Here is a 12,711-nt window from a genome sequence, read left to right as displayed (position 1 = left end):
GTCACCGAACACCTCCGAGGGGCAGAGTGGCGAGCACGCCCGGAAGTTGCTCCCGGTCGAGCCGCGCCAGCGCCGCGCCCGCCTCTCGGGCGGCGTCCTCCAACGCGTGCCGCGCCGCCGTCAGTTCATCGGCACTGCGCCCGGTGACCCGCAGGTGGCCGCTCAGCGACATCTCTTGCCGGTCCGCGGGCGTGAGGGTGAGGCTGATGGTGGTGGCGAGCGCGGGCACCGCCGTGACCCGCGCCACGAACTGGGGCAGGGAAGGCCCCCGCTCCCCGCCCAGTGGGGGCCATCTGCGGATCCAGTACGTGGTGTGCCTGCGGTTGTCGCAGCGCCAGTTGCGGCTGGACTCCTCGGTGCGCCGCTCCTGCCGGTCCGCCCGTCCGGCTTCGGCCGTCACCAGCGGGTTGGCGCAGGCCGACGTGGCGATCGCCGAGGTCAGCTCCTCCTCGTCGAGCACCGTGGCACGGAAACCGGCACCGGTCAGCCGGCTGGCCAGGTGGTCGGCGGCGCGCACGACGCACTTCTGCGCGCCGACCGGACCACCGCCCCGGGCCGCCACCGCCTCCGGACACAGCTCCGGATCGACCTTCAGCGCGATCCAGGTGATACGCACCGCGGGAGCGCCCGTCTGCTCCTGCAGCGGCGCGTAGTTGCTGACGGCCACGGACTGACGCGGCAGATGCAGCGCGGGCGCGGGTTGCGTGTGCAGCACTATCTGTGCCGACTCCAGGCGGATGTCGTCCACCTCGAGTGCGTCCCGCACCAGGGCCAGCGGCAGGGGCCGCCGGCTCCGCTCGGCCCGCAGGGCGGTGGCGTCGGCCTCCACCTGGATCACGGCGGTGACGAAGGTCCCGTCCCCGACGATGCCGACAGGCCGTCGTTCCGGACCGACGTAGGTATCGGTGCGCAGACTGGGATCGCACTCCACGGCCGGGGTGAGCCCCGGCTCGATGCCAGGTGGTATCACCAGCGTCGCGGCGCTCTTCTGCCGGGCGCGCAGGGCCCTCGCCGTGGCGATCCAATCGGGCAGGGAACGTCCTCGACGGCGCACGAAGGCCAGCAGGACCAGGACGACGGCGACGGCGGCCGCGGGCGCCAGGGCCAGGGGACCGATCGCCCATCCGACGAGAAGGACGGCAGCCCCGAGCTCCAGCAGGACGAGCCGTTGCAGCCGGAACGAACCCGTTCCACCCGTACGCACCTTGAGGTGGAGACCGCCTCGCGCGGACACCTGCCGTGCGGCAGGCGCCCCGGATCCGGCGGAACCGCGCGCCACCCGTGTCCGGCCACGGCCCGGCACCCGTGTTCCGGAAGCCATCACTTTGTCCCCCCGATTTGCTGACAACTCGCTGGAATTCCAGCATCGCACCAGGCCCTTGAGGGCCCGGGCACCCTACCCGCTCTCCGAACAGCTTTCTGCACCAGGCATAGTAGGGGGCCGGTCCGACAGCGGCGGGCGGGGGACGGCGCTCCTCGGTGCCGCCCGGGCGGAACGCGTGCGGAACAGCGGGTGGAACACGGGGAGAGACACGCATCCATGGCATCTCGGCGGGACCAGCTCAACGCCTACACCTTCGCGAAGCGCCGCTTGCTCGCGGCCTTCGTCCAGTCGTACCCGCAAGGATCGGAGGAAGGCGCGCCGCGCCCTCTGCGCGGTGTCGTGCCCGGGATCGTCATCGGCGTGATCGTCATGGCCGTCTTCGGCGCCTGGGGCATGCTCAAGCCGACGGCGCCCAAAGGCTGGGACACCCCGAACGAAAAGGTGATCATCGCCAGCGAGTCGACCACCCGGTACGTCGTGCTGAGGACCGGGGGCGAGGTCCAACTGCATCCCGTGCTCAACATGGCGTCCGCCAAGCTCCTCCTGGCCCCCGGCAAGGGCGACGTCGTCACCGTCGGCGAGTCGCTCCTGGACAGCGGCAAGATCCCGCACGGCGTCACCATCGGCATCCCGTACGCCCCCGACCGCCTGCCCTCCGGGAAGGAGGCGGGTGCCGCCAAGCGGTGGGTCGTCTGCGAGCGCCCGAGCGCGGGCGGCCGGTCCATCCAGAAGGCCGCGCTGGTCCTCGCCGACCGGGAGAGGAAGCTGACCGAAGGCAAGGAGAAGCTGGCCGGCGGCGAACTGCTCTACGTGGTGGGCCCCGACGGCAAACGCTTCGTCGTGGATCCGGGCGGCACGGCCTACCAGGTCGACAAGGTGGACACCGGCGACGAACTGGAACTGCTGCTCCGTACGGTCGTCGGCTCCGGCCGCGAGCCCCAAAGGGTGTCCCGGGAGTGGCTGGCGACCCTGCACGAGGGTGACCCGGTCACCTTCCCGGAGATCGAGGGCACTCCCGGCGCCCCCGCGAACGCCCCCGGCCAGCTCGCCGAGTCGGCCGACAGGGTCGGCACCGTGCTCAAGGCGTTCGACAACAACAAGGAGCAGTACTACGTCGTGCTGCCCGGACGGGTCGCGCCGGTCTCCGCATTCGTCGCCCAACTCCTGCTGTTCAGCAAGGACCTGGCGCAGGTCGGGCAGGCCGGGCAGGCACTGGAGACGAGCCCCGGGGCGATCGTCCCGGGCGAGCCCTTCGGCAAGGAGCACGACTGGCCCGACGGAGCCCCCCGTGCGGTCAACGAGGCGCCGGACACCAAGGGCGGCCGCAACACGGTCTGCAACGTCCTGCGCGACGTCGACGGCAACGGCGCCACCACTCTCAGCACCTGGGCGGGCACCGACTTCCCCGCCGACCTCCCCGCCGCTTCCTCCAGCGCCTACGTCACCCCCGGGTCCGGCCAGCTCTACCGCCAGTTCCAGGGCACGGAGACGAAGGCGGGCCCCGTCTTCCTGGTCACCGACACCGGCCTGCGTTACGTGCTGCAGTCCAACGCGGACAGCGCGACCGACGATGCCGGCATCGGCATGTCGGCCGAGGAGAGGAAGCGGTTGGAGCAGGAGGCCCAGCAGGCCCAGACGCGCCTCGGCTACGCCGACGTGGACCCCGCACCGATCCCCGCCGCCTGGTCCGCGTTCCTTCCGACAGGCCCCCGCTTGTCCACGGCGGCGGCACGTCAGCCGCAGGGTTCGTGACAGGGGACGCCGCCATGCGCCACACACACCTCCCCCTCCTCCGGACTGCGGTCGCCACGGTCCTGCTGACGGCCCCCGTGGCCCTCGCACCGCCGTCCGCCGCGGCGGACTCCTTCTCCGACCAGTGCGAATACCCCAACGACTCCTACCCGGGGCGCCCTTGGTCCCTCCAGCGCGTCCAGCTCGACGAGCTGTGGAGCCAGTCCAAGGGCAAGGGTGTCCGGGTCGCCGTCATCGACACCGGCGTCGATGTGAGGAACCCGCAGCTGAAGGACGCGGTGGACGTGAAGAGCGGCCGCAACTTCCTGCCCAAGGGCCTCAAGGACGAGGACGGCGACCCCATCGAGCGGGGCGACGAGAACGGCACCACCGACACCGTCGGCCACGGCACCAAGGTCGCCGGCATCATCGCCGCCCGGCCCACCGACGAGACCGGTTTCGTGGGCCTGGCCCCCGAGGCGACCATCATCCCGATCCAGCAGAACGACGCGGAGGGCCATGGTGACACCGAATCCCTCGCCGAGTCGATCCGTTACGCCGTCCAGGCGAAGGCGGACGTCATCAACATCTCCCAGGACACCTCGAACGCCGTCGAACCGGACCCGGACCTGAAAGCGGCCGTCGACGAGGCGCTCGCCCAGAAGGTCGTCGTCGTCGCGTCGGCGGGCAACGACGGACTCGGCGGCAACGTCAAGAAGACCTACCCCGCCTCCTACGAAGGCGTCCTCGCCGTCGCCGCCTCCGACCGCAACAACGAACGCGCGTCCTTCTCCCAGTCCGGCGACTTCGTCGACGTGGCGGCCCCGGGCGTCGACATGATCTCCACCGTTCCCCGGGGAGGCCATTGCTCCGACAACGGTACGAGCTTCTCCGCGCCGTACGTCGCCGGCGTCGCGGCGCTGATCAAGGCCAAGCACCCCACCTGGACCGGACGCCAGATCGTCGCCCAGATCGAGCAGACCGCGGAACGTACGATCGCGGGGCACGACCGCCTGGTCGGCTGGGGTGTGGTGGACCCGGTCCGCGCCCTGACGGAGGACGACCGGCCGATCGAGACCCCCCGTCCGCAGGAGGGCCTGGCCAGGGCCGAGGCCCCCGTGGCGGCCGAGTTCCCGCTCGGTGAAACCGCCGACGAACGGAACGCCCGCCTCGCGACCTACGTGGCCGTCGGAGCGGCGATCGTGGTGGTGGGACTCGGCGGAGCGGCGGTGGCGATCCGGGACGCGCGAAGGCGGGCCCGTGGTACGGAAGTTCGCGATGGCCATGGTGCAACGTGACGGACATCGCTCGATCGATGTCGGGAAGCCCGGGACTCTTGTGACAAGCGTGTCCGCCGGGCGAGGAAGAGGGGAGACATGCCAGTGGACGGCGCTGTTGCCGCGTATGGCAGTTGGGACTGTCGGAGTCAGTAACTAGAGTGGTGTCATGACGGCCATGACCACTTCAACGGTGTGATGCGCCTGGCGACTTGCGCGGGACCGGTCGCGACACGGGGAAAACGGGGAGGGAAAGCGTAGTGCTTCCTGCAGACATGGGCGGAGGCGGCGCGGATGTGCGCCGCGGCGTGATGGCGCTGTCGACGTTCAAGAAGCGCGTGGACGAACTGCTCGCCACCTTCGAGGGGTCGGCGGGCGGCGTGCCCAAGGTCAGTGCCCACAGCCTGCCGGAGAGCGCCTTCGGCAGCGGCGCCTTCCCGGAGGGCAAACGGCTTCACCTGGAGTACGAGCGGGTCCACGAGAGGATCACCGCGCTCTCCAAGTCGCTGGGGCTCCAACTGGAGGCCATGCGGATCGCCGTACACGGTGTCGACGTCACCTTCGACAACGTCGAGGAAGAGCAGCGTTACCGGTTCCACGAGATCCGGGCCGAGGTCAACCAGACCCGCGAGGAGATGCTGAACGAGCACCTCGAGCGGGACAACAAGGCCGATAGCACCGACGCGGGGTACTGATGAGCGGCGACAAGAAGAATCCGGACCTTCACCAGGAGGAGCGCCAGGAGGCCCTGGCACAGAACGGCGCACTCGACGCGTTCACGAACATGACGAGGATCGTCAACCCCTTCGGCGGCCCCTCGGTCAGAGGCTTCCACTTCGGCTCCACGAGCTTCGAGGGCTACGACCTCAACGACATGATCGACATCGTCGAGTCCGCCGATCCCGCGCTGGTGGATTCCGCGGGCGAGGCCCTGGTCGCCGCGCGCGACGCCATCAAGGACGCCGCCGGGGAACTCAGTCGCAACCTCGGGAAGATCGACTGGCAGGGTGAGGCCCACACCGCCTTCTCCGACTGGGCCGGCAGCCTCGTCAAGACGGCCGAGGGCATCGCCGACTACGCCGACGTCATCGGCACCCAGGTCCTGGCCGCCGGCTCCGGCCTCGCCTCCGTCCGCAAGTCCATGCCCCCGCGCGACAGCCGCACGGATCCCAAGGCCGTGGAAGACATCCCCGAGGCCGAGCGGGTCGACAGCAACGACGAGTACACGGCCGCCGTCAAGGCGGAGGGCCACCGTCAGGAGGCCATCAACCAGATGTACCGGCTGGCATCGTTCTACACGGTGTCGGCGGGCACGATGGCCAGCGCCGAGGAGCCAGTGTTCCCGAAGATGCCGGATGTGGGGGTGCCGGAGCCGCTGCCTTATGGCGGCGACCCGATCAAGGGGGCCACTCCTCATGACTCCCTGGCGCCGATGGATGAGCCAATGACCTCTGCCCGCACCTCAGCGGTGACAGGTGCGAAGGACCTGGGCCCGGAGGAGCAATTGCCAGCACATCAACGTGCTGACGTTCTTGCTCCGCAGTCAGTTGGTACGGAGATCAATAATGTCGGTACCTTGCCGCCCCAGGAGGCCGTGAGACCGAGCGCGGGCACGCCACCAGTAACGGCCAGCTCTGGCGGCCAGCAAGGGGCGGTTCCTCCCATCGCCCCCAATGCGATCTCTCCGGCCGTGCGTGGGACCGTTGGGCGCGCTACTGGACAGGGCGGCGTCCCCACGGCCAAGATCCCTCCGTCGGCCCAGGGACGAGTCGGGGGCACGCCAGGCAATGGGTCGGCAGCTCGTATGGGGCCCGGCCCCGTGGGCCAGAGTCGGCACGCGGTGACGCCGGGACCGATGGGAAGCCGCGGAACAGGTCCTCTGGGCCCAATGGGACGTACTGCCCTGCCCGGTCAGGTAGGGGGGCAGGGGTCCGGGCCCGTGGGGCGTGGCATCGTCGGTGGAGTGCCGAAGCCAGGAGTGGTGCCCGGGCCCGTAGGAGGTGTACCCCGTGGCCCCGTGGGTGCCGTGGGTGCCGCACCGTCCGGCCGCGTCGGCTCTGGGCGTACTGGCGACGGTGTTGTGGGCGGGCGACCCGTTACTGGCGTTGCGCCTGTCGGCAACAGTTCCAAGTCGCCGCGCGGCACGGTCATCGGTGGCGAGAGCACGCCTGGACCACGTACAACCGGGCAGAGGCCCGGTCAGCACGGGGTGATCGGAGCGCCTCCTGCGACGCCGAACACAGGGCAGACCCCCCGCCGCTCGGGCGGGAGCCCTGGTGGTGTCGTCGGCATGTCCAATGGAAGGGTTCCCGGCACCACGAGCGGCGGACGTTCCGCAGAAGGCTCCGAGGTGCGACGTGGCCCTCTCAGTAACCGCAGCACTGGCGCCGGTCGTTCGCGCCGCGGCGAGCGACGTGATGGCACGTCTGCGACCGACTGACCGGACTGAAAAGGACAGACAGAAGATGGTGTCAAGGTTCAGCCGACGTGTTAGGCGGAGTGCGTCTTCTCGGGGGCGGTACGGGAGATGGGGTGCCGGCGTCTGCTCAGTGCTTGGCGCCGTGACCATCCTGTCGACGGGGCTGGTGCCAGGTGCAACAGCCGCAGATACCCAGTCACAGCAGTGGTACCTGTCGGCGATGAAAACCGATGAAATGTGGAGGGTGAGCACGGGCAAGGGGGTCAAGGTTGCCGTTGTCGATACGGGGGTGAATCCGGACACCCGTTCGTTGAGGGGGCAGATACTCACTGATAACGTCCCGAACGGTCTCGATTACAAGGCGACCGACGACTACGTCGGCCACGGCACCAGCATGGCGGAGTTGATCGCAGGCACCGGTGCCGGTGGCACGCTCAAGGGTCTTGCACCCGACGCCAAGATCGTTCCCTACCGAGTTGCTCTTACGGGCCTCGACAACAAAACGGAGTTGGAGAAAGCCCCCGCCTTGGCAGACGTGATCAGGGCAATTGCCGATAGTGACGTCAAGATTATTAACATGTCCTTCGGTGGAAGAATCACTCGGCCGGATATTCGTGAGGCGATCAAATATGCTCACCAAAAAGGGAAGCTGATGTTCGCCGGTACGGGCAATGATGCCGAGGAGGGTGAGACGATCGCCTTTCCGGCTGCCTACCCCTATGTGATCGGAGTTGCCGCTTCGGACGAGTCCGGAACCGTCGGAAAGTTCTCGGAGCATGGTAACTACGTCGACTTGGCAGCTCCGGGACTCGATGTCCCTACCTGGTGTGACAAGACGCTCCGCGCGTACTGCACCAGCGAGGGAACGAGTGTGGCCACCGCGATCGCCTCCGCCTCCGCCGCCCTCATCTGGTCCGCCCACCCCGACTGGACCGCCAACCAGGTCCTGAACAGTCTCATCGACACGGCCGGCCGCGACTGGGCCAGGGACGACCCGAGCACGTACCTCGGCTACGGCCTGATCCGCCCCCGCAAGGTGCTGGAGAACAAGGACTACGACCCGGGCCCGGCCGCCACCGACCCCCTGGCGAAGGAGAACGCCACAGGAGTCCTGGACGAAGCGGGCGACCCGGTCGCCGCCTCCTCCACCGCGCCGTCCAGCGATCCCTCGAAGGATTCCAAGAACTCCAAGGAAACGTCGGACGGCCAGACGCCGGCAGCCGCCTCGGACGCGGACACCACCGACGACACCACCCTCTGGGTGACCCTCGGAGCCGCGGCAGCCGTCCTGGTCATCGGCGGCGGGGCCTTCGCGGTGTACCGCTCACGCCGAAGCGCATAGGGCCACCGACCACACCGGAACCAACCAGCACACCACCGCTCTCACGAAAGGGACCGCCGACATGGCTGACGGCCGCAAGCTCTATGAAGCCCAGGTACAGAAGCTCCAGACGAACGTCATCGACCGGTACGACTCGATCAGGCAGTCGCTCGCCCGTCTCCAGGGCACGATCGACATGATCGAGAAGCACTGGACCGGCCAGGGCGCCATCGCCTTCGACAAGAAGCAGACGGACATCAACAACCACATGGCCGCGATCGGCCGGATGCTCGACGACTTCCTCGAGGGCATCCAGCTGAACAAGAAGGACAAGCAGAACCTCGAGAGCCAGATCGAGGCCGACATCGCCAGCATCTCGGTGGACGACCTCGGCGGTAAGACCTCGGCCCTCAGCAAGTACTGACGCGAGCCACCGACCACTTTCCGGCTCTCAACGAAACGAGGAAAACATGTCCGGAGCCCACTACGACGAACTCGCCGTCAAGTACGGCACGATGGACGCCCTCGCCACCGAACTCGGCGACCAGGCCAAGAAGCTCGAGGAGGACCTCCAGGCCCTCAAGAAGGCCGTGCTCGACGCGGCCGCGGGCTGGGGCGGCGAGGCGTACGAGGAGTTCACGAAGAAGACCAAGGAGTGGGACCGCCACGCCACCGGCATCCACGAGGCCCTGGTCGCCATCGGCAAGCGGGTCGGCACCGCCGGCGGTGACTACCGCGGCGGCGACCTGAAGGGCTCCAGCTACTTCATGTAGCAGGCCCGCACCAGGAGAACGAACGGGGTGGACACGCGCGGGAGGTGTCCACCCTGTCGTACGTCTCGGAACAGAAGGGCCGGTCTTCGCCCCCGGACGTCAGCCGCGCAGGTCCCGCAGCGTCGAACGCTGTGCGGACCAGGCCCTGTCACGGGCATCGTCGACGAGAGAGGCCTGAACCGTGCTGCTCGTACCCAGAGCCGTGGTCCACACCCGGACCAATTCGGTGCTCTGCGCTTCGAGGACTTCGAGGAGATCGTCGGGCGAGTCCGAGGGGAGGGTCCCCTTCCAGGAGGCGACGAGGTGGCCGGCAGGATCGTCCTCGAAAGAAGGCACGGGCGCCGTTGTCCCCGACGACAGACGGGTAAGAACCTTCTCCTCCCACGAGTCCCGCTTGTCCTCGCCTGTTTCCTCCCGTGCGGCATGTGCCACGGCGTCCATGCTGCCGAGTGCCCATGCAGTGATCGAGGGATAGGGAGACAAGGCGTCCTCGGACTTGCTACGGGGTGCGGTGGCGAATTTCTGAGTCACTTGTCGGGTCACCGCATCACGCAGATTCGCGTAAGCCTCAGGATCGACGGAAAGGGACGTCATGATGCGTACCAGTGCATCACGCGAAACCGACATGTGCGCGCCCTCGGAGTCCTTCCAAGCCTCATAGGAGGGCAGAGCATGGCGGACGTACTCCACGTCACCGGGCACCAGGATGGCGGATATGTCCTCGGCGTAACTGGTCAACGCCACGGAAACGGGGCCGGTCAACTGCTGGTCCAGGGGCGCGGGATCTTCCCCGATGACGTCGTCCATGGCCACCAGCACGTCCTTCATCGCCTGAGCCTGGGCCAGGGACTGCTGTCCAGGCCGTGCTCCGGTCGTCGCACGCTCGATGGCGACACCGAGTTCGGCGCAACTCAAGCCGGACTCATGTTCTGCCCCGAGAGCCGTGGAGACGCGCTCGTGCCGCAGCAGTTGCCGGCAGAAGTCCGGTTCCTCGCGGGAATCGATGTACAGCCACGCACCCAGTCCGGCCAGGAGGCCACTGATACACAGAGTGACGATGGTCGCCTTGGCGCCCGAGATCCTTGCCTGTTTCACAATGTCTTCCATGTATTGGCTGGTCATGCCGGTGTAGGTGTTTTCCGCACTGCCTGGTGTCAGTTTGTCGTGTCGGTCAGATACTTCCCGGCAGTCTCGGCGCCCCGATCACGACCTTGAAGCATATTGGTGGTGAGTGCTTGACTTTCAGGACTGTTGGCCTCGATGTCCGATCGCTCCTGCGCCCAGCCTTCGACGATGTAAGAAGCCTGCTGGTTGGCATTGAGGTATGTGTCCGCGACCTGAGCATTCGCTGTAGCGTCCGCCTCCGCCTTCATGGAGTTGCCGAGATCCCAGGTCAGAGTGTCCACGCCGCGCTGGAGTGCGTCACCGTAAGCGATGGAGACAGGGCCTGTTGTGACATACAAGGGGGTGACCGCTCCGCCGATGATGTGGTATGCGGCCTTCATCTTCCAATCGGCTTCGGAGTACTTGTCCATGCGTTCATCATTGAGCACGTCTTCCTTGATGGCCGAGTACGTGCCCATGCCGGTTCCCAAGTTCTCCAGCTTCTCGTCGATGTCTCCACGGGCCGCTCCCTCCGGCATCGTGCCCATGACGGCGCTGACATGGCGGAGCTCGGCCTTCTCCAGGGTCGAGTACGCCGCAGGATCTTCAGAGAGTCCACGCAACACCTGTACAAGGCTCTTCGCATCGGCGGCCAGGTGCGTCGAACCGTCCTCGGTGAAGTAGCCGTCGCCGCCGGACGCGCGAATGTAGTCGATGTCCACACCGGCAAGGATCTCGTGTATGTCTGATCCGTACTCACCCAGCGCGTTGGCCAATGGCTGACGCAGATTCTTGTGGATGCCCTCGTCCGTGTCGACGGCTGGTACGAGCCCTTCGATGGTGGACGTCATGACACGAGTCTGGGCTTCGGTGTGTTTCATCTCGGGCCACGGGTCTTCTCCGTTCCGAAGGGGCGGGTGGCCCGTCGTTGCTGCTTGCAGTGCCGCGCCGAGCCCTGTGTGGCTCAAAGGGTCTTCTGACGTGAAGAGCTTCACAGGGGTGACGGTGTGGTGCTGCGGCCACTCACGCTCGCTCAGCAGGTACTTCAGGTGGTCGTTGGCCACCCGATCGGAGCCGGTGCCGTTGCCTGCGGGATCGAAGAAGGCAGTGGCCGCGTCGGGGTTCTTGCTCATGACGCCCAGGAGTCCGTCGAGGGCATCCGCGCGGATGCCGTCGTGGCCGGCTCCCCAGTGAACGAAGATGCTGGAGTCCTTCTTCTCGGCCGCTATCAAGTCGGAGCCCAGTTCGTAGAGGAACTGGTCGTCGTACTTGGCGTCGCCGTGCTGCATCAGACTGACGAAGGACTGGTAGCCGTAAAGCGGCTGTTGGTTCGATCCGTAGTTCTTGGTGCCGTGCTTGTCGAGGCTCTCCGTCCACTGCCGGTAGAAGCGGCCGTCGTCACTGGCGAGCCAGTCCTTGAACTTCTGCGAACCCGGGGGCATGTCGGCGACCGAGCCGGGTACCTGGGTGGCCTTGGCGACGGTGTCGGCCAGACCGCCCTGCAGTTCCATGTACTGGGCTTTGTGCTTCTTGTCGTCGTCGTAGGCGAGCTGGTTCAGCTCGTTGGTCAGCTTGATGGTGCCGTCGGGGCCGAGCCCCTTCAGCAGGGTCTGGCTGAAGACCTTGTCGTCGGCGTTGTCGCGGAAGGCGCGGTCGAGTTCGGCGAGTTCGGTCGCGGAGACCTTCTCGCCTCCCGCGAGCCGGGTGGCGATGTCCTCGGCGTTCTCGGCCTCGTACTTCTCGATGTCGCCCTTGGCCTGGCCGTTGAAGCCGTTGAACGTGCCGTCCTGGAGGTTCGAGTCGACGACGACGGCGTTGAAGGCGATCTCGACGCCCTTGTCGGCGTCGGTGGTGTCCTTGACGAGCTGGTCGATGCGGTCCTGCCAGGAGCGGACGCTCTTGCGGACGCTTTCCTGGTAGTCGGGGTCGTGGTGGTAGGCGTTGCGGGTGCCTTGGTCCAGGAGTTGTGTGTCGTAGGAGACCCGGCCTTGGTCGGACACCTTCATGCCGGCGTCGACGGCTTCCTGGCGGGCGGTTTTGAGTTTGCTCCGCAGGTCGGTGAACTGGGTGTGTGCGTCGCGCAGGAGGGAGGCGATGGCTTTCGCCTCGGTCTGGGCGTTCTGGTATTCGGTGAGGGTGGTGTCGAAGCGGCGGTTGGCGGCGTCCGCGCTCAGTCCCTGCCAGGAGGGGCCCATGGAGATGCCGTGCACGTCCCGCTTGTAGGCCTTCTCCTGCTTGCCGAACTCCTTGGCCATATCGTCCCAGGCGTCGGCTGCCGTGGTGAGCGTGGCCAGGTCGGTCGTCATGATCTCGTGGTACGTCGGCATGGGTTCCCGTGGTGCGCGTTGACGTGAACGGTCGAAGACGGCAGCGGACGGATCAGAAACCGTCCAGACTGGACGACTTGCGGATCCCTTGACCTACTGCACTTGGTCCGTGAGTTCCTTGATGAGGCCGTCGATCTGTTTCCGGTTCAGGGAAGCAGTCCCTGCCCTCCGGGTCATATCCCTCGACGATCGTGGGCTCGTCGATCGAAATGCGGGCCTCCGGCAGCAGTATTCAACCGTGATCCGGCCCACGCCACCGGTGGCACCACCGGAGAAGAACGACGTCCTGGCCGGGCTTGGACCAACGGCCGTACTCACTGGAGGAGAGTTCGCCGCGCTCGAGGCTTCCTGTGATCCTGATGTGCTCGGTGCTCGGTGCTCGGTGCTCGGCCCAGGAGGAATGATGAACTCTCCGTCGCCCGGCTGTTCTTGTCC

The 12,711-nt window shown here is 67.2% G+C and carries 10 protein-coding genes; 7 read left to right on the top strand and 3 right to left on the bottom strand.

Annotation, left to right across the window (positions count from 1 at the left end; all coding sequences use genetic code 11):
- Position 1: 1 nt before the first annotated feature.
- Positions 2–1,321: a type VII secretion protein EccE gene (gene eccE, locus AMK33_RS34450; protein WP_235618286.1), complete on the bottom strand. Its 1,320-nt coding sequence runs from the start codon at positions 1,319–1,321 to the stop codon at positions 2–4.
- A 219-nt stretch (positions 1,322–1,540) separates the two neighbouring features.
- Here eccE and eccB point away from each other — a divergent pair, with 219 nt between their 5' ends.
- From eccB to AMK33_RS34410, 7 genes are all read left to right on the top strand, one after another.
- Positions 1,541–3,076, top strand: coding sequence for a type VII secretion protein EccB (gene eccB, locus AMK33_RS34445; protein WP_073936948.1), 1,536 nt, complete (start codon positions 1,541–1,543; stop codon positions 3,074–3,076).
- 14 nt (positions 3,077–3,090) lie between these two features.
- Positions 3,091–4,353 (top strand): type VII secretion-associated serine protease mycosin, encoded by a 1,263-nt coding sequence (gene mycP, locus AMK33_RS34440; protein WP_073936947.1) that lies wholly within the window; start codon positions 3,091–3,093, stop codon positions 4,351–4,353.
- 239 nt (positions 4,354–4,592) lie between these two features.
- Entirely contained in the window at positions 4,593–5,027 is a 435-nt protein-coding gene (locus tag AMK33_RS34435) for a hypothetical protein (protein WP_235618285.1), read from the top strand.
- Positions 5,027–6,772, top strand: coding sequence for a hypothetical protein (locus AMK33_RS42570; protein WP_158075154.1), 1,746 nt, complete (start codon positions 5,027–5,029; stop codon positions 6,770–6,772). Before AMK33_RS34435 ends, AMK33_RS42570 begins: the two co-directional genes overlap by 1 nt.
- 121 nt (positions 6,773–6,893) lie before the next feature.
- Positions 6,894–8,093: a S8 family serine peptidase gene (locus tag AMK33_RS34420; RefSeq protein WP_235618284.1), complete on the top strand. Its 1,200-nt coding sequence runs from the start codon at positions 6,894–6,896 to the stop codon at positions 8,091–8,093.
- A gap of 61 nt (positions 8,094–8,154) precedes the next feature.
- Positions 8,155–8,496 carry a WXG100 family type VII secretion target gene (locus AMK33_RS34415; RefSeq protein WP_073936944.1) on the top strand — a complete coding sequence of 114 codons (342 nt, stop codon included), beginning with the start codon at positions 8,155–8,157 and terminating at the stop codon, positions 8,494–8,496.
- A 46-nt stretch (positions 8,497–8,542) separates the two neighbouring features.
- Positions 8,543–8,845 carry a WXG100 family type VII secretion target gene (locus AMK33_RS34410; protein WP_073936943.1) on the top strand — a complete coding sequence of 101 codons (303 nt, stop codon included), beginning with the start codon at positions 8,543–8,545 and terminating at the stop codon, positions 8,843–8,845.
- A 99-nt stretch (positions 8,846–8,944) separates the two neighbouring features.
- Here AMK33_RS34410 and AMK33_RS34405 read toward each other — a convergent pair whose 3' ends face one another.
- Together AMK33_RS34405 and AMK33_RS34400 are read right to left on the bottom strand one after the other, a co-directional pair.
- Complete coding sequence (locus tag AMK33_RS34405; RefSeq protein WP_235618283.1) at positions 8,945–9,967, bottom strand: hypothetical protein; 1,023 nt, start codon at positions 9,965–9,967, stop codon at positions 8,945–8,947.
- A gap of 32 nt (positions 9,968–9,999) precedes the next feature.
- Entirely contained in the window at positions 10,000–12,255 is a 2,256-nt protein-coding gene (locus AMK33_RS34400; RefSeq protein ID WP_235618282.1) for a hypothetical protein, read from the bottom strand.
- Positions 12,256–12,711 lie beyond the last annotated feature (456 nt).

The organism is Streptomyces sp. CB02400 (assembly GCF_001905725.1).
GTDB classification, from domain to species: Bacteria; Actinomycetota; Actinomycetes; order Streptomycetales; family Streptomycetaceae; genus Streptomyces; species Streptomyces atrovirens.
This window is presented reverse-complemented; position numbering and strand designations above follow the sequence as displayed.